At 70.3% G+C, this 26,925-nt stretch carries 24 protein-coding genes; 12 read left to right on the top strand and 12 right to left on the bottom strand.

The window, feature by feature from the left end; all coding sequences use genetic code 11:
* Position 1: 1 nt before the first annotated feature.
* The 3 genes from HL652_RS06050 to HL652_RS06040 are packed head-to-tail and all read right to left on the bottom strand — an operon-like array spanning position 2 to position 3,386.
* Complete coding sequence (locus HL652_RS06050) at positions 2 to 1,741, bottom strand: FAD-binding oxidoreductase (RefSeq protein ID WP_171704465.1); 1,740 nt, start codon at positions 1,739 to 1,741, stop codon at positions 2 to 4.
* A complete protein-coding gene (locus HL652_RS06045; protein WP_253743676.1) occupies positions 1,738 to 2,547 on the bottom strand; it encodes a lysophospholipid acyltransferase family protein in 810 nt (269 codons plus the stop codon). The genes HL652_RS06050 and HL652_RS06045 overlap by 4 nt, the downstream gene beginning before the upstream one ends.
* Positions 2,544 to 3,386 carry an SDR family NAD(P)-dependent oxidoreductase gene (locus HL652_RS06040; protein ID WP_171704463.1) on the bottom strand — a complete coding sequence of 281 codons (843 nt, stop codon included), beginning with the start codon at positions 3,384 to 3,386 and terminating at the stop codon, positions 2,544 to 2,546. Before HL652_RS06040 ends, HL652_RS06045 begins: the two co-directional genes overlap by 4 nt.
* Positions 3,387 to 3,493: 107 nt before the next feature.
* On the opposite strand from HL652_RS06040, the gene HL652_RS06035 reads away from it, so the two are divergent.
* The 7 genes from HL652_RS06035 (at position 3,494) to HL652_RS21670 (ending at position 13,274) form a co-directional block, all read left to right on the top strand.
* A complete protein-coding gene (locus HL652_RS06035) occupies positions 3,494 to 4,426 on the top strand; it encodes a hypothetical protein (protein WP_216604024.1) in 933 nt (310 codons plus the stop codon).
* A complete protein-coding gene (locus HL652_RS06030; RefSeq protein ID WP_171704461.1) occupies positions 4,423 to 6,792 on the top strand; it encodes an SDR family oxidoreductase in 2,370 nt (789 codons plus the stop codon). The genes HL652_RS06035 and HL652_RS06030 overlap by 4 nt, the downstream gene beginning before the upstream one ends.
* Positions 6,793 to 6,806: 14 nt before the next feature.
* Complete coding sequence (locus tag HL652_RS06025) at positions 6,807 to 7,601, top strand: ferritin family protein (RefSeq protein ID WP_171704459.1); 795 nt, start codon at positions 6,807 to 6,809, stop codon at positions 7,599 to 7,601.
* A 78-nt stretch (positions 7,602 to 7,679) separates the two neighbouring features.
* Complete coding sequence (locus tag HL652_RS06020) at positions 7,680 to 8,117, top strand: YdeI/OmpD-associated family protein (RefSeq protein WP_171704456.1); 438 nt, start codon at positions 7,680 to 7,682, stop codon at positions 8,115 to 8,117.
* Complete coding sequence (locus HL652_RS06015) at positions 8,117 to 9,166, top strand: zinc-binding alcohol dehydrogenase family protein (protein ID WP_253743823.1); 1,050 nt, start codon at positions 8,117 to 8,119, stop codon at positions 9,164 to 9,166. The genes HL652_RS06020 and HL652_RS06015 overlap by 1 nt, the downstream gene beginning before the upstream one ends.
* A 2,063-nt stretch (positions 9,167 to 11,229) precedes the next feature.
* Positions 11,230 to 11,544 carry a hypothetical protein gene (locus tag HL652_RS06010; RefSeq protein ID WP_171704454.1) on the top strand — a complete coding sequence of 105 codons (315 nt, stop codon included), beginning with the start codon at positions 11,230 to 11,232 and terminating at the stop codon, positions 11,542 to 11,544.
* Positions 11,545 to 11,588: 44 nt separating this feature from the next.
* On the top strand, positions 11,589 to 13,274 hold the full coding sequence (locus tag HL652_RS21670; RefSeq protein ID WP_253743674.1) for an HNH endonuclease signature motif containing protein: 1,686 nt from the start codon (positions 11,589 to 11,591) through the stop codon (positions 13,272 to 13,274).
* A 311-nt stretch (positions 13,275 to 13,585) separates the two neighbouring features.
* On the opposite strand, the gene HL652_RS06000 is transcribed toward HL652_RS21670, so the two are convergent.
* The 6 genes from HL652_RS06000 to HL652_RS05975 form a co-directional block, all read right to left on the bottom strand.
* Complete coding sequence (locus HL652_RS06000) at positions 13,586 to 14,515, bottom strand: FHA domain-containing protein (RefSeq protein WP_253743672.1); 930 nt, start codon at positions 14,513 to 14,515, stop codon at positions 13,586 to 13,588.
* A gap of 13 nt (positions 14,516 to 14,528) precedes the next feature.
* Positions 14,529 to 14,807, bottom strand: coding sequence for a hypothetical protein (locus tag HL652_RS05995; RefSeq protein ID WP_171704453.1), 279 nt, complete (start codon positions 14,805 to 14,807; stop codon positions 14,529 to 14,531).
* 136 nt (positions 14,808 to 14,943) lie between these two features.
* Entirely contained in the window at positions 14,944 to 16,176 is a 1,233-nt protein-coding gene (locus HL652_RS05990; RefSeq protein WP_171704451.1) for a family 1 glycosylhydrolase, read from the bottom strand.
* Positions 16,177 to 16,191: 15 nt separating this feature from the next.
* Positions 16,192 to 17,091 carry a carbohydrate ABC transporter permease gene (locus HL652_RS05985; RefSeq protein ID WP_216604022.1) on the bottom strand — a complete coding sequence of 300 codons (900 nt, stop codon included), beginning with the start codon at positions 17,089 to 17,091 and terminating at the stop codon, positions 16,192 to 16,194.
* Positions 17,091 to 18,044: a carbohydrate ABC transporter permease gene (locus tag HL652_RS05980; RefSeq protein WP_171704449.1), complete on the bottom strand. Its 954-nt coding sequence runs from the start codon at positions 18,042 to 18,044 to the stop codon at positions 17,091 to 17,093. The genes HL652_RS05985 and HL652_RS05980 overlap by 1 nt, the downstream gene beginning before the upstream one ends.
* Positions 18,045 to 18,096: 52 nt before the next feature.
* A complete protein-coding gene (locus HL652_RS05975) occupies positions 18,097 to 19,440 on the bottom strand; it encodes an ABC transporter substrate-binding protein (RefSeq protein ID WP_171704447.1) in 1,344 nt (447 codons plus the stop codon).
* Between the two features lie 135 nt (positions 19,441 to 19,575).
* On the opposite strand from HL652_RS05975, the gene HL652_RS05970 reads away from it, so the two are divergent.
* Genes HL652_RS05970 through nadE form a run of 3 tightly spaced genes read left to right on the top strand, consistent with a single transcriptional unit; the run spans position 19,576 to position 23,337 of the window.
* On the top strand, positions 19,576 to 20,580 hold the full coding sequence (locus HL652_RS05970; RefSeq protein WP_171704446.1) for a LacI family DNA-binding transcriptional regulator: 1,005 nt from the start codon (positions 19,576 to 19,578) through the stop codon (positions 20,578 to 20,580).
* A complete protein-coding gene (locus HL652_RS05965) occupies positions 20,577 to 22,463 on the top strand; it encodes a glycoside hydrolase family 2 protein (RefSeq protein ID WP_371743585.1) in 1,887 nt (628 codons plus the stop codon). Before HL652_RS05970 ends, HL652_RS05965 begins: the two co-directional genes overlap by 4 nt.
* Before the next feature lie 49 nt (positions 22,464 to 22,512).
* Positions 22,513 to 23,337, top strand: coding sequence for an ammonia-dependent NAD(+) synthetase (gene nadE, locus HL652_RS05960; RefSeq protein ID WP_171704444.1), 825 nt, complete (start codon positions 22,513 to 22,515; stop codon positions 23,335 to 23,337).
* 21 nt (positions 23,338 to 23,358) lie between these two features.
* On the opposite strand, the gene HL652_RS05955 is transcribed toward nadE, so the two are convergent.
* The 3 genes from HL652_RS05955 to HL652_RS05945 all read right to left on the bottom strand — a co-directional run bounded on the left by HL652_RS05955 (position 23,359) and on the right by HL652_RS05945 (position 25,907).
* Complete coding sequence (locus tag HL652_RS05955; RefSeq protein WP_171704442.1) at positions 23,359 to 24,195, bottom strand: alpha/beta fold hydrolase; 837 nt, start codon at positions 24,193 to 24,195, stop codon at positions 23,359 to 23,361.
* Positions 24,196 to 24,419: 224 nt separating this feature from the next.
* Positions 24,420 to 25,640, bottom strand: coding sequence for an NAD(P)/FAD-dependent oxidoreductase (locus HL652_RS05950; protein ID WP_171704440.1), 1,221 nt, complete (start codon positions 25,638 to 25,640; stop codon positions 24,420 to 24,422).
* 105 nt (positions 25,641 to 25,745) lie between these two features.
* Positions 25,746 to 25,907, bottom strand: coding sequence for a hypothetical protein (locus HL652_RS05945; protein ID WP_171704438.1), 162 nt, complete (start codon positions 25,905 to 25,907; stop codon positions 25,746 to 25,748).
* 57 nt (positions 25,908 to 25,964) lie between these two features.
* On the opposite strand from HL652_RS05945, the gene HL652_RS05940 reads away from it, so the two are divergent.
* Both HL652_RS05940 and HL652_RS05935 read left to right on the top strand, forming a co-directional pair.
* Positions 25,965 to 26,606: a DNA-3-methyladenine glycosylase I gene (locus tag HL652_RS05940; RefSeq protein WP_171704437.1), complete on the top strand. Its 642-nt coding sequence runs from the start codon at positions 25,965 to 25,967 to the stop codon at positions 26,604 to 26,606.
* Positions 26,603 to 26,923 carry a GNAT family N-acetyltransferase gene (locus HL652_RS05935; protein WP_171704435.1) on the top strand — a complete coding sequence of 107 codons (321 nt, stop codon included), beginning with the start codon at positions 26,603 to 26,605 and terminating at the stop codon, positions 26,921 to 26,923. The genes HL652_RS05940 and HL652_RS05935 overlap by 4 nt, the downstream gene beginning before the upstream one ends.
* The last annotated feature ends 2 nt before the right edge of the window (positions 26,924 to 26,925 follow it).

Genomic DNA, 26,925 nt, shown 5'->3' with positions numbered 1-26,925 from the left:
CCTACTCCACCGGCGCCGGCGCCGCGGCGCGCGGGGCCTCCGCCACGAGCTCCGCCACGTCGTCAGCCGTGAGCTGCACCGTGCCGAGCACCTTGCCCGGGTTGAACAGGCCCTTCGGGTCGGCGGAGTCGAACAGCCCCTGCATGAGGGCGACGCCGCCGGCGGAGATGTCCTGCTCCATCCACGGCGAGTGCTCCACACCGACGCCGTGGTGGTGCGAGAGCGTGCCGCCGGCATCCTGGAACGCCTGCTGGATCGACTTCTTCACCACCTCGTACTGACCGATCGGGTCGTCGCCGTACACGAAGGCGAAGGTGAAGTAGAGGCAGGCACCCGAGTGGTAGGAGTGCGAGAGGTGGCACATGATCCAGCCGTGCACCCCGAGCGCGTCGTAGGCGGCGTTCGCGGCGGCGACCGTCGTGTCGTACACCTCGTGCAGGCGCGACCACGGCGCCGCCGTCTCCGACACGTCGGCGGCGGCGCCCCGGTCGAGCAGGAAGTCGCGCAGGTAGGGCGTGTCGAACTTCTTCTGGTCGTAGAGCGCGCCGGGGCCCTTGCCGACCCCGAGCCCGCCGTGCTTCTTCACGATGGCGCCGACGAGCTTCTTCTCGTACGCCACGTGCGACTCGCTGCCCTCGTAGCCGATGAACGACAAGCACATGTCTTCCAGCACCCAGCCGCGGCGCTTCAGCACCGACATGAGCACGTTCTGCGCAGCACCCGAGATGCCCTTCGACGCCTTGCGGGTGGCCAGCGAGAAGCCGCTCTCCCTGGCGTCGGAGACACGGGTGATCGACGGCGACGCATCCGACTCCGAGATCTCGTGCATGGCGGCGAGCCCGGCGTCCCAGTTCGGGAAGAAGTAGGCCTGCACCTCGCGCACCGCGGGCTGGCGGTGCACCTGCACGGTGACCTCGGTGATGACGCCGAGGCGCCCCTCCGAGCCGATGATCATCTCGCGCACCGACGGCCCCGTCGAGGTCGACGGCAGCGGCCGCAGCTCGACGATCTCGCCGGGGCGCACCATGCGGAGGCCCCGGGTGATGTCGGCGATGTCGCCGTACTTGTCGCTCTGCATGCCGGAGGAGCGGGTGGCCACCCAGCCGCCGAGCGTCGAGTGGGTGAACGAGTCGGGGAAGTGCCCCATCGTCCAGCCCTTGGCGTTCAGCTGCTCCTCCATGTCAGGGCCCTGGGTTCCCGCCTGGATGCGCGCGAGGCCCGAGCCCTCGTCGATGTCGAGCACGCGGTTCAGGCGCCCGAGGTCGAGCGACACGACCGTGCGCGTCTCGTCGGCCAGCGGCTCGAGGCTGCCGGCGATGTTCGAGCCCCCGCCGAACGGGATGATGACGGCGTTCGCGGCGACGGCGGCGTCGACGATCTGCTGCACGTCCCACTCGTCGCCCGGGTACACCACGATGTCGGGAACCCGTGCGATCTCGTTGCGGCGGATGCGCAGCAGGTCGCGGATCGACTTGCCGTAGGCGTGCACCACGCGCGACTCGTCGGTGGTGTGCGCGTTGTCCTCGCCGACGATGGCGACGAGCTCGGCCTCGAACGCCGGCGACAGGCGCGGCGGCGCGACGGTGAGCTGGTCGAAGGAGATCGGCGCCTCCGGCGGCACCGAGAGGTCGAGCGCCACCGCCTTCTTCACGAACGGCGCGAAGGCGGGCTTGTCCTCGTGGTGGAAGCCGACGCCCTCGAGGCCCCAGCCCCACCACTTCATGTGCTTGACGTCGGTCATGCGGCTCCCTTCGAGATGGTTCTGCTCTGCGACGACTTCTGGCCGATCACCGGCAGCGCCGGGATCTCGTCGCTGGCCGCTGCGGTGGAGTGGAGGCGCCGCACCTCGCGCTGGATGCGGGCGGAGAACTGGTCGGGCGTCTCGCCGGGGAGCCCGAGCATGGGCTCGCCGAAGATGACGGCCACGGGCGGCCGGCCGGGGATGGGCCAGTTGCGGCCGCGGGGCATGGCGAGGCTCGCACCGACGAGCGCGACCGGCACGCACGGAACGTCGCACGAGATCGACAGCGCGGCCGCCCCTGCCTTGAACGAGGCCATCTCGCCGGTCTTCGAGCGCGTGCCCTCGGGGAACACCAGCAGCGGCACCCCGCGGCCCAGCAGCTTCTTCGACACGCCCTGGCGGGCGGCGGTGCCGGTGCGGTCGATGGGGAACGCGTTGAAGAACAGGGCGGTGAGGATGCGCCGCCACCAGATGTCGAAGAAGTAGTCGGCGGCGGCACCGGCGGCGAGATAGCGGCCGAGACGGCGCGGCAGGCCGCACATGATGAGCGGGGCGTCGAGGTGGCTGGAGTGGTTCGCCACCACGATGAACGCGCCCTTCACGCCCTTGACCGCCTCGTGCCCGCGCACGGTGACGCGGGTGATCGACCACACCACCGGCTTCAGCAGCATCCGCTGGGCCACGAAGCGCATCGCGGCCATCGTGCCCGAGGTGAACCGGTCTTTCGGCGGGGCGATCAGGCCGTGGTGCTTCTCGCCGTGCGACTCCTCGCCGTGCGACTCCTCGCCGTGGTGCTTCTCGCTCACCGCTTCACCTCCGCTGACGACTGCTGCACTCCCGACCCCGATCCTGTGTTCGCGGCCGAGGGTTCGGCCGGTTTGTTGCGGCTCGAGGAGATGCGCCCCGAGATGTACCGGATGACCCGGCGCGGCAGATGCCGGGTGAAGAAGAAGAGCACCTTGAAGCGCTTGCTGGGAACCGAGAGCACCGCGCCGCGCGCGACGTCGTGGAGGGCCTCGGCGACGAGGTCGTCGGCGTCGAGCCAGAGCACGTTCGGGATGGAGCGGGTGCGGATGCCGGCCCGCTCGTGGAACTCGGTGCGCACCCAGCCGGGCAGCACCGCCGACACCTGCACGCCCGTGCCCTTGAGCTCGACGGCGAGACCCTCGGTGTAGGCGGTGGTCCAGGCCTTGACCGCGGAGTAGTTGCCGGTGGCGATCGTGCCCGCCACGCTCGAGACGTTGAGGATGGTGCCGCGGCGCCTGGCCTTCATCGACCGCCCTGCGGCGCCGCCCAGCACGAGCACGGCGAGGCACATCACGTCGAGGGCCCGCTCGTGGATGCTCACGTCGCGCTCGAGCAGCGAGCCGTGGATGCCGAAGCCCGCGTTGTTCACCAGGAAGTCGATGGGGCTCTCGGTGCTCTCGAGCCGCTCGGCGACCCGGTCGATGTCGGCGCGCACCGAGAGGTCGGCCGAGATCGTCTCGACGCTCGAGACGCCCTCCGCCCGCAGTTCGTCGGCCATCTCGCCGAGTCGCTTCTCGTCGCGTGCCACGAGCACGAGGTCGTATCCGCGCAGCGCCAGGGCCCGCGCGAACGAGGCGCCGATCCCGGACGTGCCACCGGTCACCAGAGCCGTCACCATGATGCTTAGGATACGCTACGGAGTGCGTAGCGTCAGACGAGCGCACTCACACACCCACCTTGTACGCCGCGCCGCGAAGGGACCCGCGTTTGTCCGGAGAGCACACGATGAACGTCGACGAGCCTGCAGGGGCCCGGTTCGACGTGCGCGACTTCGCTCGCACGGCAGTCGGCAGCCACCGCTCCGAGATCGACTTCGACGCCCTCACGGCGACTCCGCTGCGCCCCGAGACGGTGCGGCTGCTGGCCTACGCCCGCGAGCTCGAGCGCTCGACCATGACCTACCTCCGCAACGTGCTCGTCACCCCCACGCACAAGGATGCGCGGGTCACCGCCTTCCTCACCACCTGGGCCTTCGAGAAGTACTGGATCGCCGACGCCTTCGAGCAGATCGTCACCGCCCACGGCCACGACCTCCTCACCACGCAGGAGCTGCCCCGGGTGCGCTCCTTCCTGCTCGAGGTCGCCGAGCGCGCGACCCCCATCGTCGAGTCGTTCCGCGCGAACTCCATCGGCACCGACGTCATCGCCCTCCATCTCACCTCGGTGGGGGTCGACGAATGGATCACCGAGGCCGCGTACCGACGCCTGGCGGAGTCCGACCCGCATCCGGCCCTCCTCGCTCTGCTCGAACGCGTGCAGACGGTGAAGGCGAGGCACCGCGAGTTCGTCGAGGCCGACTCCGAGCGCCGGCTCGGCGAGTCGAAGGGGGCGCGAGCGCTCGCCCGGCGTGGCCTCCCCCGCATCCAGTGGCCGATCGGCGCCTCGAGCCTCGCGGCATCCGAGACCCGCTTCTTCTACGAACACCTCTTCGACGCCTCCCTCGCCGAGGAGGTCGACACCAGGGTGCGCGAGCTCCCCGGCCTCGACCCCCTGCACCTCGTGCGAGACGCCAGGTCGACGGCACTCGACCCGGCGGGCCGGGCGGGCGCCTTCGCCAGGCGGCTCGGCCGCCGCGCGGCGGGCGTCGTGCACGCTCTCCGACCGGGTGCGGCGAAACCCTCCACCACGACCCCCACAGAAGGCAGAACGCACGGATGACCGAGACCACCCCGAGCACCGAGACGCAGCCCGCGAACCCCGACTTCACCCTCGGCTCCTCGCACGTGCTGCTCACCGGCGGCACCGGCTTCGTGGGCCAGGCCGTCCTCGAGCGCCTGCTCTCCACCCACCCCGACACGCGAGTCTCGCTCCTCATCAGGCCGAAGTCGCGCACCACGGGTGAGGCTCGCCTGCAGACGCTGCTGAAGAAGCCCGTGTTCAAGACCTGGCGCGAGACGGTCGGTGAGGCGGAGGTCGAGCGCGCGGTGCGCGAACGTCTCAGCGTCATCCAGGGCGACCTCGCGAACCCGGGCGAGCTGCCCGGTGACATCGACGTAGTCATCCACTCCGCCTCCACGGTCTCCTTCGACCCGCCCATCGACGAGGCCTTCCAGACCAACGTCGACGGCGCCACCGGCATCTACGGAGCCCTCCTCGCCTCCGGCAGCGACCCGCACGTCGTGCACGTCTCCACCGCCTACGTCGCGGGCATGCGCAAGGGCGTCTCGCTCGAGGCCCCGCTCGCCCACGAGATCGACTGGCGCGCCGAGAACGCCGCCGCGAAGTCGGCCCGCCGCCGCGTCGAGATGGCCTCGCGCCAGCCCGAGGTGCTGAAGAAGCTGCTCGCCGAGTCGCGCTCGAAGCTCGGCAAGGTGGGCCCGCAGGCCGTCGCTCAGGATGCGGAGGCGGCCCGCATCGAATGGGTCACCAAGCGACTGGTCGAGCACGGCCGCATCCGTGCCGAGTCGCTCGGCTGGACTGACGTCTACACCCTCACCAAGGCCTTCGCCGAGCGCGCAGCCGAGGAGCTGTGGGGCACCGCGGGGCACCGCCTGTCGATCGTGCGCCCCTCGATCATCGAGAGCGCGCTGCGCCACCCGGTGCCGGGCTGGCTCGACGGCTTCAAGGTCGCCGACCCGCTCATCATGGCCTACGGCCGCGGGCAGCTCCCCGAGTTCCCGGGTGTTCCCGACTCCATCCTCGACGTCATCCCGGTCGACTTCGTGGTGAACGCCATCCTCGCCGCCGCGGTCACCCCGGCGCCCGTCGACGAGCCGAACTACTACCAGGTGGTCTCGGGCGCGCGGAACCCGCTGCCCTTCCACTCCATGTACGAGAACGTCAAGGAGTTCTTCACCAAGAACCCCATGCCGCACGACGACGGCCCCATCCAGGTGCCTTCGTGGCGCTTCCCGGGCGGTCGCTCGGTCGAGCGCACGCTCCGCCTGCAGGAGCGTCTCGCCGACGCCGCCGACAGCGCGGTGGCGCGCATGCCCTCCACCACCCGCACCCGGGCCTGGACGCAGACCCTCCACCAGCGCCAGCGGGGCCTCCAGCAGCTGCGCTACTTCGCCGAGCTCTACCGCGCCTACGTGCAGACCGAGCTCATCTTCGACGACCGCAACGCGCTGGCGCTGCACAACTCCATCCCGGCCGAGCTCAAGGCCGACCGCGGCTTCGACGTCGTCGACATCGACTGGCACGACTACTTCCAGAACACGCACTTCCCCTCGATCACCGGGCTCACCAAGGCCTACGCCAACCGCCCGGCCGGCCGCGCCCGCGCCAAGCGTGCGCTGCCCGTGCGCAGCGACGTGCTCGCGGTGTTCGACTTCGAGGGCACCGTGGTGGAGTCGAACCTGGTCGAGCAGTACCTCTGGGTGCGCCTCGCGCTCATCCCGAAGGCGCAGTGGCCGCAGGAGTTCGCCTCGCTCATGCTCAACGTGCCGAAGTACCTGCGGGTCGACCACCGCGACCGGGGCGAGTTCATCCGCACGCTGGTGCGCCGATACCGCGGCATCCGCGTCGACGAGCTGCAGCGCCTCGTGAAGGGCCAGTTCGGTGCGGCGATGCTCGGGCGGGCGATTCCGGATGCGCTCGACCGGGTCGCGCAGCACCGCGCGGCAGGTCATCGCACGGTTCTCGTCACCGGCGCCACCCGCTCGGCGGCCGAGCCGTTCGCCCCGTACTTCGACGAGATCGTCGCCGGCGAGATGCACGCCTCGAAGGGCGTGATGACCGGCTACCTCGCCACTCCCCCGCTGGTCGACGAGGCCCGCGCCGCGTGGCTGCGCGAGTACGCCGACAAGCACGGGGCGAACCTCACCCAGTCGTACGGCTACGGCGACTCGCTCGCCGACGTGGCCTGGCTGCAACTGGTGGGCAACGCCACCGTGGTGAACCCCGACACCGAGCTCTACCGGCACGCCCAGCGCACCAAGTGGACGGTCGAGGACTGGACCAGACGCTCATCCGATCGTCAGGTGCTCCCCGCTAACCTGGCGGTGCTGAGCGACAAGCACAAGCCCGCCGAACCCGAGGCATCCGAGGAAGGAGGTCGGTCGAGCGGCAGCGACCCGCGCTGACGACCGAGACTCTCATGGCATTCGACATCGACAAGTACACCGAGACCTCCACCAAGGTCGCCTGGCAAGACCTCGACTTCTCCGTCTTCCGCGACGAGCCGCTGCCCGAGGGCACGCTGCGCAGCCTCCGCTACATGTGCGACGTCGAGTACCACACCGTCTGCTACCTCCGCGACATGCTGGTCACCCCCTCGCACAAGGACGAAGACGTCACCGCCTTCATGACCATGTGGAACCGCGAGGAGTTCTGGCACGGCGAGGCCCTGGCCGCCGTGCTCGCCGAGCACGACGTGATCGTCGACTTCGACGAGCTCAAAGCCACCCGTCTGAAGCTCGGCTGGAAAGACCGGCTCGACCCGGTGAAGCAGTCGCTGCTCGGCAACATCGTGGGCTCGGGGTTCATCGCCGTGCACATGATCTGGGGTGCCGCGAACGAGTGGTCGGCCGTCGCCGCCTACAACCGGCTCGCCGCCCTCGAGAAGCACCCCGTGCTCGCCGAACTGCTCAAGCGCATCGCCAAGCAGGAGTCACGTCACGTCGCCTTCTACGCCACGCAGGCCAGGGAGCGGCTGGAGAAGAGCAAGAAGGCCCAGGTCTTCGCCCGCTTCGCGCTCAAGAACTTCTGGGGCCCCGTCGGTTCCACGATCATGAGCGACGAGGAGGTCAAGCACGTGATGGGGCACATCATGGGCGGGCCGGAGGGCCGCAAGGAGGCCGCGAAGATCGACGCCCACATCGCCAAGATGCCGGGGCTGTCGGGCCTCACGATCGTGCAGGACTCGCTCGACGCGCGGGGCATCGCCGCCTGAGCTCGTCCGCACCGGGCGCGACGTGGCGGTTCGTGAAAGCGCTGCCCGGGTGTCGGTCGTGTCGTCCATACTGGGCGTATGAAGTTCCAGGCGACGATCCTCGCGAGCGGTAAGAACAACACGGGCATCCCGGTGCCCGAGAGCGTCGTCGAGGCGCTCGACCGCGGCAAGCGCATCCCGGTGGTGGTGACCATCGGCGACTACAGCTACCGCAGCTCGATCGTGTTCTACACGGGACGCTTCCTCATCGCGCTGAGCGCCGAGAACCGCGCCGGGGCCGGTGTCGCCGCCGGCGACACGGTCGAGGTCGACGTGCAGGTCGACGAGGAGCCGCGCGAGGTAGAGGTGCCCGCCGACCTCGCCGAGGCCCTGGCGGGCGATGCGGATGCTGCCGCAGCGTTCGCCGCGCTGTCCTACAGCAACAAGCGGCGCATCGTGCTCTCGGTGGAGGGGGCGAAGGCCGAGGCCACGAGGCAGCGGCGCATCGAGAAGGCGCTCGCGGAGCTGGTGGCGTGATGGGCGCGGAGGTGCCGGGGGCGACGGGTGCTGCGGTGCCGTCGACCATGCGCGCTGTCGTCTACCCTGCGGCGGGGCCGCTCAGCGCATCCGATGCCTTCGTCGACGTCGAGATCGCGGTGCCCGAGCCGGGGCCGCGCGACCTGCTGGTGCGGGTCGAGGCCGTGTCGGTGAACCCGGTCGACGTCAAGCGACGTGCCTCCGCGACCCCTCCCGAAGGCGGCGGGGTGCTCGGGTACGACGCGGCGGGAACGGTCGTGGCCGTGGGCTCCGAGGTGACGCTGTTCGCGGTCGGCGACGAGGTGTTCTACGCCGGCAGCGTCGTGCGCCAGGGCACGGATGCGGAGTACCACGCGGTCGACGAGCGCATCGTGGGGACGAAGCCCCGCACGCTGTCGTTTGCCGAGGCCGCTGCGTTGCCGCTCACGAGCATCACGGCATGGGAAGGGCTCGTCGACCAGCTCGGGCTGGGGCGCGACTCCCGGGGCACGCTGCTCGTGCTCGGCGCGGCCGGTGGGGTCGGGTCGATGGTCGTGCAGCTGGCGAAGGTGATCACGGGGGTGACTGTCGTCGCCACCGCGTCGCGGCCCGAGACGGTCTCGTGGGTACGGGAGCTCGGCGCCGATCACGTCGTCGACCACAGCGGCGACCTCGCGGCGCAACTGGCGTCGATCGCGCCCGACGGCGTCGACTGGGTGTTCAGCACGCAGCGCACGCGCGAGAACCTCGAGCTGTTCGTCGAGGTGCTCAAGCCGTTCGGGCGCATCGTCGCGATCGACGACCCGACCGGGCTCGACGTCGGAGCGCTGAAGCCCAAGGCGCTGTCGTTCTCGTGGGAGTACATGTTCGCCAGATCGACCTTCGGCACCGCAGACCAGATCGAGCAGCACCGCCTACTCGACTCGGTGGCCGAGCTCGTCGACTCCGGGGCGGTGCGCAGCACGGTCACCCGGGTCATCACGCCGATCGACGCCGCCGGGCTGCGCGAGGCCCACGGCGTCGTGGAGTCGGGGCAGAGTATCGGCAAAGTCGTGCTCGCGAGGAGCTGAGGGCAGGGTCGCGGGCGGCGCAGCCGCTGCGACCGGCGCCGACGGCCCTGCCAGTGCTGCCGCGCGGGGGCCGGCGGTCGGCAGCACGCGGCAGACGAGCACCGCGCTCACCGGCACGGCGAGCCAGATCACGGCGACGACGGTGAACATCTCGGCGTCGTAGTCGAGCACGAGCGTGGTGGCGAAGGTGCCGAGGATGGCCAGCTGCAGCGTGCTGGCGGCGACGAGTCTGCGGGCGGTGGTGCGCGCATCCGTCACCGGAGCAGGGCTGAGAAAGAGGAATGCCGCGAGCGACAGGATGACGACGAGCGGGCGGTCGAGGGCGTCTGACCAGACGGCCGGCAGCAGCTCGCCCGCGTGGATGGCTGCCACCGGGATGACCGCAAGGCGGAGGAGCATGCCGCGGTCGAGGAGCGGGGCGAGGCCCCTGGCGCGGCGCAGCTCTCCGGCGACGAAGGCGACCACGACCAGGGCGACGAGCAGCACCACCACCTGCGTGGGCGATGCCCAGAACGCCGGTACGTCGGTGTCGCGCAGCTGCAGGGTGAGACTGAGGGTCATCGGCACGAGGTAGACGAGGCCGACGACGGCGCCGACCCGGCCGGTCGTGCCGCGGAAGCGCGGGAGCACCGCGAGAGGGAGGAGGCAGAGCACGACGACGAGACCGGCGAGATGGATCCAGCCGAGGTGCGACGAAGGGTCGGTGATGGTGCCCGTGACGAGGAGCACGACGAAGAGCATGACGGCGGCGCCGACGAGCACCAGGTTCGACAGGCCTGCGGCGAGCGTGACGATGACGGTGACGGCGCGCTGGCCCCGCGAGGCGTAGGGGCGACGGGTCGAGCGCAGCGCGAAGCCGACGATGAGGAGGGCGAGCACGAGGGCGTGGGGCCAGGAGCTCCAGGTGCGGAGGCTCCAGAGCTCCGACTCGAGCTCGCCGAACACCTCGTTGAGCGGGCCGAAGCGCAGCACGAGGAGCACCGCGACCGCGGCGAGCACCGCCGCGGTGAGCGCGGGCGGGAGGGCGCGGCGGTCGAGCGTGCCCGCGGTGGCGTTCGCCGACTCCGCCGCTGCGGCGACCCCGGAGAGCGTGACGAACCCCGTGACGGCGACAGCGCTCACCCCCAGCACGGTGTACGAGGAGACGAGCGACAGCGGTATCGCACTGGTGTAGCCGTCGAGCGACAGCGGCACCCAGGTCGCGGCGGTCGCGAGTCCCGCGAGGGCGACGAGGAGGGTGCGGGGGCGGCGCGCGGCTGCAGGTGCCGAGCCACCGGCGGCCGCAGCGGTACCGGCGCCCGCGCGCTCGGCCCCCGCGGTGGCGGTGGCCGTGGTGGGGGCACTGGCACGCGCACGCGGGCCCGCGGTCGCGGCGGCCGGTGCGCCCGTGATGGTGGCGGCCGGTGCGCGTGCGCCCGCGACCGTGGCAGCGGTGAGGCGCGCGCCGGCGACGCCCGTGAGGACGGTGGCGATCGCGGTGAGCAGCAGGGTGAGGGCGAGGCCGCCGGAGGCACCTGCGGTCACGAGGAAGAACACGGGGGCGAGCGACGAGCCGAACGCCACGAACGCTGCGCCCACCGTCGCACCGCGGCGGGCGCGCAGGAGCAGCAGCACCACGGCGGCTGCACCGACGAGGGCGCTCGTGCCGAGCAGCACGCTCCACACCACGAGGAATCGCGAGTTCTCCCCCACCCCCGAGGTGGCGGCGCGGAACGAGTCGGCCCCGAAGGGGTCGTCGCCGAACGGCGCGATCACGCCAGGCACGAGCAGCGCGACGGCGATCGCGATCCACGCCGCCCACAGCACCACGACGACCACCGCCAGCGGCCTCGGGATGCGATCGGGCCGCACCCGGAGCGGCCTCCGCGCGAACTCGAGCAGCCACGCGGGGGCGCGGCGCGCGGGCGCGGGCCGCGGCGCCGGCGGTGTGGGGTGCTCGTTCACAGCTCCAGTGTGGCGACGCCGAACCCGCCCCGGTGCCGTCTCGTACCCGACGCAACCTCCGTGCAATGCGCGGTCGCGCATCCGTCGACGACAACTCGACAGGTGTCTACGATGGGTGCATGAGCCGCATCGCCCGCATCGACGCCATCGGACTCGTCTCGCTCGTCGTGTTCGCGACGGGGATCGCGGTGTGGTGGGTGGCGGCATCAGCGGGCTTCTCGTTCACCTACTCGACCTTCGACGGCGCGTACGCGCCAGCGGAATCGGTATCGTTCTCCCAGCCGGCCTTCGTGCCGCTGGGGTCGCCCGTGTTCGGCAGCGCACTCCACATCGCCACAGGGCCCATGGTGCTCGGCCTCGTGCTGGCCGCACTCGGGGCCGTCGGCGCGGCGTTCGCGATCGGCAATCGCCTCGGCCGTCTCAGCCGGCACTGACGGATGCGCGCCCGATGTCGGTGGGTGCTGGTTGACTTATCCTCATGAACAGCAGGCATGTCGCGTTCCGCGCAGAGCCTCATCCGGTCGACGCGGATGAGGGCCTCGGCGCTGAATTCGACGCTGCCCTCCGCCGGCTGATCGAGTCGGATGCGGAGGTCGCCGCAGCGGAGGCACTCAGGGTGAGGAAGGTCGCAGCCCTGTCTGAGCTCGCCGATCACATGGCCAGGTCGGACGGCACCGCGGCGACGGCAGCCGGGCGCGAATGGGCGCGTCGCAGACTGGTCGTCGAGGTCGCCTGCGCGACTCGGCGTAGCGAGCGGGCGACGAGCAGACTCCTCGCCGACAGCGAGCGTCTGGTGACCGAACTCCCCCTCACACTCGAGAGCCTCGAACGCGGCTCGATCTCCTTCGCCCATGCTCGCGCCGTCGTCAGCCACGCCGGTACCGTGCCGGAGGAGTTCCGGGGCGAGTTCGAACGCGAACTGCTTCCGCACGCCGAGGCGCTGCCCCCGCACCGTTTCGACGACCGCGCCCGGCGCCTGCGCGAACGACTCCACCCCGAATCGATCGTGGTGCGCACCCGCGCCGCCCTCGAGGAGCGACACGTCGAACTCCTCCCCGACTGCGATGGCATGGCGACCATCCTCCACCACCTGCCCGCCCTCGACGCCCTGGCCATCGACGACCTCATCGACCGGGTGGCCCGCGCCTCCCGTGTCGGCGACGGCGCCTCCGGCGGCCGCGATGGCAGTGCGAACGGCGGCGGGTGTGACGGCGCCGGTAGTGGCAGCGACGGCAGCGCGAACGGCGGCGACGGCCGCACGCACGCGCAGCGGCGGAGCGATGTGCTCACCGACCTCATCCTGGGCCGCGCCGAGGGCGCCAGAGTCACCCCCACCGTCCTGGTCACGATGTCTGCAGCGACTCTGCAGGGCTCCGACGACTCCCCCGCAGCACTGCACGGCTACGGCCCCATCGACCCGTCTCCGGCGCGGATGCTCGCCGCCGCCGCCCCGACCCACCTCCGAGCTCAAGCCGGACCACCCGGCACCCCGACCATCATCACTCGCCACCGCGTGAGCGGCGCGATGCCCACATACCTCGGTGAGCGAGCCGGTGCCGCACCATCGCGGAACGCGCCGTCGATGTCGTCTCCCGATGATCGTGCGGGTCGCCACCGCGATCACGATGCCGTCGACCGGGCAAGTTCGGACTCCGAGTTCATAGACGCGTCGACAGCGCACCGAGCCGGAGCGGTCGCTGCGGAGAACCGCTACAGCGCCTCTCCCGTCGTGCGCACGGCACTGTCCCTGCTCGACGGAACCTGTCGCTTCCCCGGATGCGGTCGCCGAGCCGACCGCTGCGAACTCGATCACACCAAGGCCTGGAGCGAGGGCGGCCGAACCACGCCGGCCAACCTGGCGCACCTCTGTTCCCGCCACCACCACCTCAAGCACGAGGGCGGCTGGAAAGTCCTCGCCTCCCGAGACGGCACCCGCACCCTCACCTGGCTCAGCCCGCGCGGTTCCACGTACATCACCACCCCCGAGTCCCACTCCTTCAGCAACCCACCCCTCCCGCACGGCGTCACCGCAGACCTCCCGCACGCCGACGAGATGCGCGCGCCCACCGATTCAGCCGGGTTCCCCACCTTGTCGGCCTCCGGCGCGAGCCGACACCCGACAAGGTCGGGCTACACGGGCCGCGATGAGCCGCCACCTTTCTGATGTCGCCGCACGTCCGGAATCAGGGAGGAGCACGCATTCGCCCCACTCCACGGCTCGTGCTGCGCACACGCTCAATTCAGGCTCGCAAGAGCGCCGTCCCGGGACGGCGACCGATCGCGGTCAGGCCGCGGAGCCGTCCCGAGCAGCCCCTCGGGCCGCTCGCCACCACGCGTCCACAGCATCACGCCGGAACAACACCACGCCCGGGAAGACCGCCACGCTCGGGCCGTTGCCACCCTCGGACCTATGCCGCTGAGCACTCGTGGCGCCCGGCGGTCGACGGCCCCGCCACCCGACGAGCAACCCGCGCTCTAATCCGGGTCGGTCACCCGCCCGCCGAGCGGCGACGGACCGCCGCGCGGCGGCTGCTTGCGCTGGCGCGAGAGCTCGCCACCGAGGCGGCCTCCGTAGGGACGGCCGTGGTCGGCGAACTCCTCGCGGAAGTAGGCGAGCTTCCAGTCGCCGAGGTCGATCCGCGCGCCGGTGCGCAGAATGCGACCTCGGGGCGGCCTTCCGCCGACCGGGCCGTCCTCGCGCGCGTGCCCGCCACCCGTGGGCTCGATGTCGTAGAGCACGTACTCGTCGTCGTCTTCGTGCCGCACCTCGGCGTGGAAGGGGGCGAGCCCGGGCAGCTGAAGATCGGCGTCGGGCGACGAGCCGATCACGGTGCGGTCGGGCAGCAGGTCGAACTCGCGCGGGGGCCTGCCGTCCCAGTTCTCCGAGCCGATCACGAAGATGAGCCGGGGCCGCCCCGAGCCCGGCAGGTAGTGGGTGGTGGTCACCCGGCGGCGCACCAAGCGGTTCACCGTCGGCACCAGCGGCAGCGGAGTGGTGGGAGGCACCGGGAAGGTGAGGGCGCGCCCGTTCGTGCGTCTCACGAGCAGCGGCGCGACGGCCGCGAGCGAGCCGAGCCTGATGTGCGGCGAGCCCGTCACCAGCCGTTGCAACCGGCTGGAGCGCACGTCGCCGAGCTGCAGGATGGGCCCGTCGGGTCCGTCGAGCCGCACCGAGATGCCGCGCGCGGCGAGGGCGTCGGCCACCACCGTGAGCTCGGCCAGCGAGCGCCGCCCGTTCCCGGGCAGCCGCGACGGATCGTTGACCACGATCCGCACCTCGGTGCCCGACGCGGTGACGGTGCCCTCGAACGGAGCCGGGCCCGCGGCGTCGTCGCCCGCACCCGCACCCGCACCCGCAGCGAGCTCGGTCTCGGAGAACGTCAGGTCGATGTCGAGCCGAACCATGACGACGCCGCCCTCAGCTGCCGCGATGCGGGTCGGAACCCGCCGCCTGGTCGTCGCTCGTGGTGACCCGCAGCGTGCCGTTCAGCTTCCAGGTCGCCCGCGGAGCATCCGGACCGATGTCGCGCGGAACCTCAACGGTCATGTCGATGAAACTGTAGTTGACGGCGGCACCGCGACCGGTGAGGTACGACCACATCTCGCGGCCGAGATCGGTCCAGTCGGTGATGGAGTGACCCTCGGGCCCTGAGGCGTTCGCGAAGGGGTCTGAACTGATGTTCTGGGTGTCGGACATGGTGAGTCCTTTCTCGCGTCCGGAAAGTACCTCTGTGCCTACCACCAGTCGAGCGATAGTGGGCGATACCCGTGCGACTATCCGCGAACCGCAGCCTCCGCCCGGCTCCCGCCCTGGTTCAGACCGGCGGGCCGCGTCAGCCCTGGCGAGCCCCCTCCGCCAACTCCCGGTACACCTCGAAGGCCTCGTTGCGCACGCGCTCGAGGCCGAGGTCGGCTCCTCGCACGAGGTCGACGATGCCGAAGTGCAGCATCCAGTCGTCGGGCTTCAGCTGGTCGAAGCGGTACAGCCAGTCGACCATGGAGAAGAACGGGAACCAGGTGAAGCCGACGATGTCGTGACCCTCTCGGCGCAGTTCGGCGAGCACCTCGGCCGATTCGCGCATCCAGTCGATCTTCTCGGCGGGGGTGCCGACCAGTGAGGTCTCGGTGACCGCGATCGGCAGGCCGTAGCGACGCGAGTAGAGCTCGATGAGGGTGCGCAGTCCCCCGCCGTCGTTGTGCACGGGCTTCAGCACCCCGTCGACGAACTCGCCGGTGGTGAAGTGCGGGTAGTAGTTCACGCCGATCACGTCGGGCACGACGGGGTTGTCGCGGAACCACTGCAGCTCCGCCTCCGTCACCCCGTGCCCGGTGAGCCACGGATGCAGCGCCGAGTTCTCGTCGAACCGTCCGGTCGCGAGGTCGAGCGCCACGAACCGGCGTTCCTCCAGCAGCTCCCGCGACAGCGACGACGACGGCGGCAGGCCCTCGCCCCGGTAGAGGAACCCGGCGTCGACGTGCACGAAGACCGCTTCAGGATGCACGGCCGCGATCTCCTGCTGCGTGCGCACCATCCCCCGCGCCAACTGCATCGTCACCTTGATGAAACCGTCGTGGCCCGAGAGGTAGGGCGGCCACTTCGCGTTCTCACCGCACCACTCCGCGTTGACCACGGGCTCGTTGAGCGGGGTGAAGTCGGTGAACACGTCGCGGTAGCGCTCCGCCACCGCGCGACCGTAGGCCGCGACCCGCTCGGGGTAGGAGGCGTTGAGGAACGAGTTCTCGAGCCACAGCGGCGTGCCGTAGTGCATGAGGTCGACGATGCAGCGCAGGCCGAGCCCGCGCATCCTCTCGGCCACCTGATCGACCCACGACCAGTCGAACTCACCGGGCTGCGGCTCGACGAGGTACCACGGGATGCCCCAGCGCACGAACTCCGCACCGCTCGCGGCGACCAGCTCGAGGTCGCCCTCCCACCGCGCATAGTGCTGGGTGAGCTCGTACTCGTCGAGCTTGCGGTGCCCGAGGGACTCCTGCGGAATGAAGGTGTCTTCGATGCCGACCCCGTAGTGCAGGCGGCCGTCTCGGAACCAGGGGGTGTCGCTCACGCGGCATCCTTTCGTCTACTTGAGCCCCGTGGTGGCGATGCCCGCCACGAAGCTGCGCTGGATGAGGAGGAAGAACAGGATGACGGGCAGCATCGCGAGGAGCGACCCGGCCATGAGCAGGCCGTACTCCACCACGTGCTGACCCATGAACAGGGCGAGACCGGCGGGCAGCGTCGAGGTCTCCACCGACGACGACATGACGAGCGGCCAGAGCAGGTCGTTCCAGTTGTACTGGAAGTGGAACAGCCCGAGCGTGAGCAGCGCGGGGCGCGACAGCGGCAGGATGATGCCCCAGTAGATGCGCCACTCGCTCGCCCCGTCGACCCGCGCCGCCTCTTCGAGGTCTTTCGGCAGCGACAGGAAGAACTGGGTGAGGAAGAAGATGCCGAACGCGTTCGTCATGCGCGGCACGATGAGTCCGGGCAGCGTGTTCGTGAGCCCGAGGCCGTTCAGCATGTCGTAGAGCGGGATGAGCGTCACCTGGAACGGCAGCATGAGCAGCAGCAGGATGAGCACCATCACCACCGCGCGGCCCTTGAACGGCAGGCGCGCGAGCGCGTAGGCGGCCATCGAGTCGAACAGCAGCGAGATCACGGTGACGCTGCCGGCGAAGACGATGGTGTTGACGTAGAGGCGGGCGAACGGGATGCGCTCCCACACCTCGGCGAAGTGCTCCAGTGTGAGCTCGCGCGGCCAGAGCGTGGGCGGGGCGCTCACGATGTCGCTCTCGGGTTTGAAGGCCGTGAAGAGCATCCAGATGATGGGAAGCAGCATCAGCAGGCCGATGGCGATCGAGGTGATCGCGAGCAGCCACGAGGCGGCGCGGCGCGAGCTGGCGGCACGGCTCCTCGCCGGCGCGGGGCGAGCCGCGCTCGGGCGCCGCGGCGGGGCGGGGTCGAGTGTCGTCGTGGCCATCAGTAGGTCACCTGCTTCCGTCGGAGGTAGCCGAACTGCACCATCGACAGCACGAACACGAACAGCACCAGCACGAACGAGATCGCGGAGGCGTAGCCGAAGCGGAGCTCCTGGAAGCCCTCGCGGTAGACCAGCATCACCAGGGTCTCGGTGCGGAAGAAGGGCCCGCCGCGGGTCATGACGTAGATCTGGTCGAAGGCCTGCAGCGTCGCGATGAGCGCCAGCACCGACACCAGCAGCGTCTGGTTCGACAACAGCGGCAGCGTGACGTTGCGGAAGCGCTGCCACACCCCGGCGCCGTCGAGTCGCGCCGCCTCGTACATGTCGACCGGGATGGACTGCAGCCCGGCCAGGTAGATCACCATGTAGAACCCGACGTTCTTCCACACCCCAACCACCATCACGGCGGCCATGGCGTACCGCGGGTCGCTCAGCCAGCCCTGCTCGGGCACGATGCCGACGAGGCTCAGCCAGTGCGAGAGCAGGCCGATGTTCGGGTCGAGCAGGAACGCCCAGGCGATGGCGATGATGCCGAGCGACACGATGAACGGCAGGAAGATGGCGGTGCGGGCGAAGGCCCGACCCACGAAGGCCTGGTTGAGCATGAGCGCGAACGCCAAGGCGAGCACGACGGTCACCGGGGTGACCACGGCGGCGTAGAGCACCGTGTTGCCGAAGGCGTTCCAGAACGCGTCGTCAGAGAGCAGCTCGATGTAGTTGTCGAGCCCCACCCACTGGGCGGCCCTGATGAGGTTGTAGTCGGTGAACGACAGGTACGCCGCCTGCACCATCGGGTAGACGGTGAAGGCGATGAGGATGAGCAGGGTCGGCGTGAGGAAGAGCCAGGCCGTGAGGGAGCGCCGGGCGGTGACGCTCATCCGTCGCCGTCGTGGCGGGGAGGTGTCGGCGCGCGGGGCTCGCACGCGGGGTTCGGCTGTCGACGTCGTCGTCATGGAAGGGGCCTTTCCGGAGGGCGGATGCACTCGGCACCCGCCCTCCGAGGGATCACTTGTCGAGTTCGGCCTGCACCTGCTCGGAGGCGGCGGTGAAGATGTCCTGCACCGATCCCTCACCGTTCAGGGCCTTCTGCACCGAGGGGTTGAAGATCGTCTCCATGATCGGGCCGCCCGCGGCGATGCCGGGCAGGAGCGTCTTCGACACGCTGGTCACGTCTTCGGCTCCGAAGATCGCGGGGTACGGGCTCGCCGTCACCTTGTCGGCGACGTCGGCTCGGTTCGGCGGGAAGCCCGATCCGTCAGCCCAGGTGGTCTGACCCTCGGCCGAGTTCCAGTAGGCGAAGAACTCGTAGGCCGCCTTCTTCTTGGCGTCACTCGTGCCGGCGGGCAGACCCATCGACACCACGTCGGCGAGCACCGCCTCGTCGCTCGGACCGGCCGGGGGCTTCGCGAGACCGTAGTTGAGACCCGCCTCGTCGAACCCGGTCGTCATCCACGGGCCGACGATCTCGATCGCCGCCTTCTGGGTCTGGAACAGCTTGTCGGCGTCGGCGCCCGACATGCCGATCTGCGTGGCCTTCTGGTCGCGGATGAGCGACACCCAGAAGTCGAGCGCCTCGATCGAGGCCGGGTCGGCGAGCGTCGACTCGGTGCCGTCGGCGTTCGTGATGCCACCGCCCGTGCCCCAAAGGAGGGATGCCATGACGGGCACGGTCTCGTGGTCGGCGATGGCGAGGGCGTACTGCTCGGGCTTGCCGTCGCCGTTGTCGTCGACGGTGAGCTTCGGCACCATCGCGGCCAGCTCGTCCCAGGTGGCGGGCGGGGCCTCGGGGTCGAGGCCCGCGGCGCTGAACAGGTCTTTGTTGTAGTACATCATCATCGGCGTGAAGTTCACGGGCACCCCGTAGTTCACCCCGTCGTACACGGATGCCTCGACCGCCGTCTCGGCGAGGGCTGCGGAGTCGTGGGCGTCGTCGGTGTAGTAGTCGTCGAGCCCCTCGAACAGGCCCTGGCTGGCGAACTGCGGCATGCGCGAGGCCGACATGGCGATGATGTCGGGGCCATCGCTGCCCGCGACCGAGGTGAGCACCTTCTGGTACAGGGTGTCCCACGGCATGATGTTCGCGGTGACCTCGACCTCGTCCTGCGAGGCGTTGAAGTCGTCAATGACCTTCTCGAGGGCGGGGCCGTCGGGGCCGGTGAACCCGTTCCAGAAGTCGAGCGTGACCTTGCCTGAGGCGTCGGTCTCGTCGCCTCCCCCGCCTCCCGAGCCCTGACCGGTGCACCCGGCGAGCGCGAGGCCCGCGATGCTGAGCGCCGCGATCGCGGTGAGCGGGCGGATGGTGCGGAACAGACCCCGTTCACGGGAACGGCGCCGGTGCTGTGTCTTCATCGACTTCTCCTCAGATTGGTCGTTCAACGTTGAACGAAGCGACGAATACCGTTATACATGAACGGTAATCGTTGAACAAGGCGTTACCGTGAGGGTTATCGTCGGAATGCTCTCGATGGGGAAAGGAGGTCGGCGATGGGGCGGCCCACACTGAAAGACGTTGCCGATCGCGTCGGGGTCTCGGCCAAGACCGTCTCGAACGTGGTGAACGGCACCGGCTGGGTGACCGCAGAGCTGCGCGAACGGGTGCAGCTCGCCCTGGTCGAGGTGGGGTACCGGCCGAACGCCGCGGCCCGGCAGCTGAGGAGCGGTCGCAGCGGCATGATCGCCCTCGCCGTGCCCGAGCTCAGCCAGCCCTACTTCGCCGAGCTCGCCGCCGAGCTGGTGCGCGAGGCACAGGTTCGCACCATCACGGTGCTGGTGAACCAGACGGACGGCCTCGCCGACGTCGAACGCAAGATCAGCGAGGGCATCGGCGCGACCGCGGTCGACGGCATCATCATGAGCCCCCTCGCGCTCGGGGCGAAGGAGCTCGAGGGCCGGCACGACAGCACCCCGCTCGTGCTGCTCGGCGAGCACATCGGCGACAGCGCCTTCCCGCACGTCACCGTCGACAACACCGCCGCCGCCAAGGCCGCCACCGAGCACCTCATCGAGCTCGGCTGCCGCCGCATCGTCGCCATCGGCGCGCAGCAGCACGGGCCCAACGAGACGGCGGTGCTGCGCCTCGCCGGCTATCGCGCGGCACTCGACGAGGCGGGCATCGAGGTCGATGAGTCGCTCATCCTCCCCGTCGACGGCTTCCACCGCGAAGACGGTGCGCGTGCGGCCCGCACCATCCTGAGCGAAGACCTCCGCCCCGATGCGGTCTTCGCCTTCAACGACCTGCTCGCGCTGGGTGCGATGCACGTGCTCGCCACGGCCGGGGTCAGAGTTCCCGACGACGTCGCCGTGATGGGCTTCGACGACATCGAGGAGGGGCGGTACGCCACCCCCGCCCTCAGCAGCGTCTCACCCCACACCGGCGAGCTCGTCACGAAGGCCATCGATCTCCTGTTCGCCCAGCCGGCCGAGCCGGGCATGCACACGGTCGGGTTCTCGATAGCCCACCGCGCCAGCACGAAAGGACCAGCGCAATGACCGTCTCGACCACTTTCACCGGCGTCGACGCTCCTCCCGTGACCGGGTCGCAGAGGGGCGACCGGATGACGCCGCCCGACGCCACGACGCTCGACGTCGGTTACCCGCGACCCCAGCTGGTGCGCGCCTCGTGGTGCGAGCTGTCGGGGGCTTGGGACTTCGCGTGGGACGACGAGCTGCGGTACGAGCACGACGACGTGCCCTTCCGGCAGAGCATTGAGGTGCCGTTCCCACCCGAGTCGCCCGCATCCGGAATCGGCGACACCGCCCTGCACCAGGCCGCGTGGTACCGGCGCACCTTCGGCGCCGCCGAGCTGCGGGAGGCGGGCGCGGTGCCGGGAGCGGGCGGGCGGGTGCTCCTCCACTTCGGGGCCGTCGACCACGACGCGAGCGTCTGGGTGAACGGTTCGCTCGTGGCGACCCACTCCGGAGGGCAGACCCCCTTCGACGCCGACATCACGTCGTTCGTCGACGACTCCATGGGCGCGGGCCTCGACGGCCGGGTGACCGTGGTGGTGCGCGCCGTCGATCGCCCCGACGACGTCTCGGTGCTACGCGGCAAGCAGGACTGGCGCGAGGAGCCGCACGCCATCTGGTACCACCGCACCACCGGCATCTGGCAGCCGGTCTGGCTGGAGTGGGTGCCCCAGGTCTCGGTCGCAGACATCGTCTGGCGAGCGGATGCCGCGACCGCGACCGTCGAGGCCGAGATCGAGCTCTCCGGCACCGTGGGCCGCGCCGAGACGGTCGAGGTGGCACTCCGCCACGACGGTGACGTCATCGCCTCGACATCGGTGCAGAGTCTCGGTCAACAACTGGTCTCGGTGCGGCTCGTCATCCCCCGGCAGCTCAACGGCCAGCAGTACGAGGAGCTGCTCTGGAGCCCCGACCGGCCGACGCTCATCGGCGCCACCGTCACGGTGCGCGGGGCGTCGGAGCTGCACCCCCTCGACGCGGTGTCGAGCTACCTCGGTCTGCGCAGCGTGACCGTGGCGGCGGGGGCGCTCCTGCTCAACGACCGGCCCGTCACCCTGCGGGCCGTGCTCGCGCAGAACTACTGGCCCGCGACGCACCTCGCCGCGACGGCCGGCATGCTGCGACGCGAGGTCGAGCTCATCCTCGAACTCGGCTTCAACGCGGCGCGCGTGCACCAGAAGGCCGAAGATCCGCGCTTCCTCTACTGGGCCGACCGCCTCGGGCTGATGCTCTGGGGCGAGACGGCGAGCGCCTACGCCTTCGACCCGCGGTCGGTGACGGCGCTGGTCTCGGAGTGGACGGCCGTGCTGCGACGCGACCAGTCGCATCCGTCGATCGTGGCCTGGGTGCCGCTCAACGAGAGCTGGGGTGTGCAGCACATCGCCCACGACGCGCGGCAGCGCGCGTTCAGCCGCGCGGTGACCGACCTCACGCGCGCCCTCGACGGCACCCGGCCCGTGATCTCGAACGACGGATGGGAGCACACCGACTCCGACATCATGACCATCCACGACTACGAGGCCGACCCGGCCGTGCTCACCCGACGCTACGGCGACCGCGAGGAGCTCGACCGCATGATCGGCGGCTTCGGGCCGGCCGGGCGGCGCCTCGTCGTCGGCGACCGGTCGCACGCCGACCGCCCGATCATGCTCACGGAGTTCGGCGGGGTGAGCCTCGCGACCGGCGCCGCCGGCGACTGGGGGTACTCCAGTGCCCGCGACACCGAGGCGTTCGAGCAGCAGGTCACCGCCATCCTCGTCGCCGTCGGCTCGGCCGAGCCGCTCGCCGGCTTCTGCTACACCCAGCTCACCGACACCGGCCAGGAGACCAACGGCCTCCTCTACGCCGACCGCTCCCCCAAGTTCCCCCTCGACCGCATCCGCGCCGCCGTCCGGGGCACCGCCTAGCCCGCGAATCGGTGTCGGCGACGCGGCCCGAAGCGAGGATAATCGGGGTATGCGTGCGCTTCAGAAGGACATCATCGACGAGCTCGACGTTCAGCCTGAGATCGACCCGGGGGCGGAGATCGAGCGCCGGGTCGGGTTTCTCTGCGACTACCTCAAGACGACCGGGGCCAAGGGGTTCGTCTTGGCGGTGAGCGGAGGGCAGGACTCGAGTCTCACCGGGCGGCTGTGCCAGCTCGCCGTCGAGCGACTGCGGGAGGAAGGCGTCGAGGCCGAGTTCGTGACGGTGCGCATGCCCTACCGCGTGCAGGCCGACGAAGACGACGCCCAGCTCGCGCTGCGCTTCATCGACGCGGCGCCCGGCGTCGTGGTGAACATCGAGCACGGGGTCGACGGCGTCGTGCGCGACTACGCGGATGCGACCGGCACCGCGATGTCGGACTTCGCGAAGGGCAACGTCAAGGCCCGCACCCGCATGGTGGCGCAGTACGCCCTGGCCGGCGAACGGGGCCTTCTCGTCGTGGGCACCGATCACGCGGCCGAGGCGCTCACCGGGTTCTTCACCAAGTACGGCGACGGCGGGGTCGACATCACCCCGCTGACCGGGCTCAGCAAGCGTCAGGGCAAGGCGCTGCTGCAGCACCTCGGGGCCCCCGCCCGGCTCTACGAGAAGGCCCCCACCGCCGACCTGCTCGACCTCACGCCCGGACAGACGGACGAGAGCAACCTCGGTCTCTCCTACAGCGACATCGACGACTACCTCGAGGGCCGCGAGGTGGCCGACAAGGTCGCCGAGGCCATCGAGCAGCGCTTCCTCGCCACACGCCACAAGCGCACGGTGCCCGCCACCCCCTTCGACGAGTGGTGGCGGGCCTGAGCGAGCGGGTCGCTTCTCCCGCTACTCCTTGATGAAAGCCAGCAGGTCGGCGTTCAGCACGTCGGCGTGCGTGGTGAGCATGCCGTGCGGGTACCCCTCGTAGATCTTGAGGGTCGAGTTGGCGAGCAGTTCGTGCTGCTTGAGGGCAGCATCCTTGTAGGGAACGACCTGGTCGTCGTCGCCCTGAGCCACGAGCACCGGAACCGTGATGGCCTTGAGGTCGTCGGTCTGGTCGGTCTCGGAGAACGCCTTGATGCCCTCGTAGTGCGCGAGCGCGCTGCCCGTCATGCCCTGACGCCACCAGTTCTGGATGACCGGCTCCGAGGCCTCGACGCCGTCGCGGTTGAAGCCGTAGAACGGCCCGGCCGCCACGGCGCGGAAGAACTCGGCGCGATTCGCCGCGAGGGCGGACCGGAAGCCGTCGAACACCTCGATGGGGGTGCCCTCGGGGTTGGCGTCGGTCTTCACCATGAGCGGCGGCACGGCGGCGACGAGCACGGCCTTCGCCACGCGCCCCTGCGGCTCGCCGTACTTCGCCACGTAGCGGGCGACCTGGCCGCCGCCGGTGGAGTGGCCGATGTGGATGGCGTTGCGCAGGTCGAGGTGCTCGACGACGGCGGAGACGTCGCTCGCGTAGTGGTCCATGTCGTGCCCGGTCGCGATCTGCGACGAGCGACCGTGACCACGACGGTCGCTCGCGACCACGCGGTAGCCCTGGCCCAGGAAGAACAGCATCTGGGCGTCCCAGTCGTCGGACGACAGCGGCCACCCGTGGTGGAACACGATCGGCTGCGCGTCGGCGCTGCCCCAGTCTTTGTAGAAGATCTCCGCGCCATCGTCTGTGGTCACAAACGGCATTCCGCACCTCCGTGGTCGTGTCGCACCGGGCCCATCCCGGTCGACGGTGTTCGCCCCGCGCCCGTCAGCGGCGCGGGAAGTGCGTCAACTGTAGCGCTGCCATCGGGCCCCGATGTAGCTGTCGCAGGATGTTGGGAAACCGTTCACGCGATCGGCGCGAACTGCCACCCGGGCCCCCGGCGCGGCCCGCCGGGCGCGCCTCAGGCGCGGCCCGCCCGCGCGCCTCAGGCACGGCCCTTCAGGATCAGGTGCCAGTACACCCAGGGCAGCACGTGCCGGTCGGCGAGGAAGGTGGAGCGGCGTTCGCGGGCGAGGCCCTTCCAGAACGGGATGGTGGGCTTCGGCCGGTAGCGGTCGTCGAACTCGGCGAACACCACGGTGGAGCGCGACACCACGAACGGGCAGACGGAGTAGCCGTTGTAGCTCTGGGGCAACTCCTTGCCCTCCAGGGCGGCGACGAGGTTCTTCGCGAGCACCTTGGTCTGCTGACGGAGGGCGCCCCCCGACTTCGAGGCGAAGACGCCCGCGGTGTCGCCGAGCGACCACACCTCGGGGTGCCGGGGGTGACGCAGGGTGAGCGAGTCGACCTCGACGAAGCCGCCGGGCTCCCCCGCCCGCGGCAGGCCCGTGGCCGCGAGCCAGTCGGGCGCCGACTGCGGGGGCACCGCGTGCAGCACGTCGTAGTGCAGCCGCTCCGTGGCGGAGTGGTCGCCGACGGCGGCGATGCGCACCGTCTTCGCCTCGGCGTCGACCTCGACGAGTTCGCTGGCGTAGCGCACCTCGATGCCGTACTCGGCGACCTTGCGCTCGAGCTCGCGGTCGATGAGCGGCATGCCGAACATCGTCGGAGTGGGCAGCACGAGCACCACCTTGATGTCGGCGAGAACGCCCGTCGCCCGCCAGTAGTCGCAGGCGAGGTACATCGGCTTCTGCGCGGCACCTGCGCACGACGCGGGCCCGTCGGGCTGCGTGAACACGACGGTGCCGCTGCGTACCCGCCGCAGCACGGCGGAGGCCTTCTGGGCGAGCTCGTACTCGTAGTTCGAGACGCCCCACGGGGATGCCATGGCGGCGCTGAGACCGGGCACCGCATCCCAGTTCTTCTGAATGCCGGGGCACACCACGAGCTGGTCGTAGCCGACGGTCGCACCCGAGGCGAGGGTGATCGAGCGATGACCGGCGTCGATGCTCTGCACCCGCCCCTTGATCCACCCCACGCCCTTCGGCATCACCTCGGCCTGGGGCCGCGCGGCGAGCGAGGCGGGGGCGGTGCCTCCGGCGATGTGCGAGAACATCGGCTGGTAGAGGTGGGTGTCGCGCGGCTCGACGACGACGACGTCGTCGACGCCGTAGCGGCGCAGGCGGCCTGCCACGGAGAGCCCGGCGTTGCCGCCGCCCACGACGACGACACGGTGGTGAGCGGATGCGGTGCGAGCGTCGGTCATGGCCTCAACCTACTGAGGCGACCGCCGATCGGCTCGGCTGCGGCAGAACGCTCAGCCCGCGTGCAGGAGAGCCGGCCGCGTCAGCGACCCGCGGGCGGCGCAGCCTCAGTGCCGGCGCTGGGTGGGCAGCAGCGAGAACGCGACGAACAGCGACGCCGAGACGCACAGGATGCCGCCGAAGAACACCCACACCTCGGTGTGGATGCCGAACAGCACGATGCCGAGGAGGAACAGGAGGATGGCTCCGATGGCGGCGAGCACGTTCATTCTGCATTCCTCCGTTGGGGTGACCCGATGGTTCCGACCTGACCAATACTAGAGGATGTGAACGTCGAGACCGGGCTGATCGTGGGCGCCGACGGCCTCGCCCGGCCGGCCTGGGCATCCGTCGACCCCCTGCTGCAGCAGTACTACGACACCGAGTGGGGCATGCCGGTGCGCGACGAGCGCGGCCTGTTCGAGCGGGTGAGCCTCGAGGGCTTCCAGTCGGGCCTGTCGTGGGCGACCATCCTGCGCAAGCGCCCCGCCTTCCGGGAGGCGTTCGACGACTTCGATCCGGATGCGGTGGCCGCTTACACCGACGACGACGTCGAGCGGTTGATGACGGATGCGCGGATCGTGCGCAACCGGGCCAAGATCACCGCCACCATCGCCAACGCGCGGGCGACAGTCGCGTTGCGCCACGACGACACGGTCGAGGGCGGACTCGTGGGTCTCGTCTGGTCGTTCAAGCCCGACACCACGCCGCGGCCCGAGCGCCTCTCCGAGATCCCCACCAGCTCGCCCGAGTCGGTGGCTCTCGCGAAGACGCTGCGGGCCAAGGGCTTCCGCTTCGTCGGACCGACGACGATGTTCGCGCTGATGGAGGCCGTGGGCATCGTCGACACCCACCTGCTGGCGAGCCACCGCCGCGGCAGCTCGGGAGTCTGGCTCACGGATGTCGGATGTGGTTCGCTGGAGACATGAGCGACAACAACGAGACTGAGGTCGTGCACCAGCCCGAGCGGCACCGCTACGTGCTCGAGGTCGACGGGCACGAGGTGGGGTTCACCGGCTACACCGATCGCCACGACAAGCGGGTGTTCCTGCACACCGAGATCGATCCCGCCGAGGGCGGGAAGGGCTACGGCAGCATCCTCATCAAGGGCGCCCTCTCAGCGGTGCGCGAAGACGGGCTGAAGGCCGTCGGCATCTGCCCCTTCGTCGACGCCTACGTGAAGAAGCACCACGACTTCGACGACATCGTCGAGCCCGCCTCGGTGGAGCTGCGCGCCTCCCTCTGAGC

Source organism: Herbiconiux sp. SALV-R1, from assembly GCF_013113715.1.
GTDB lineage: Bacteria > Actinomycetota > Actinomycetes > Actinomycetales > Microbacteriaceae > Herbiconiux.
This window is presented reverse-complemented; position numbering and strand designations above follow the sequence as displayed.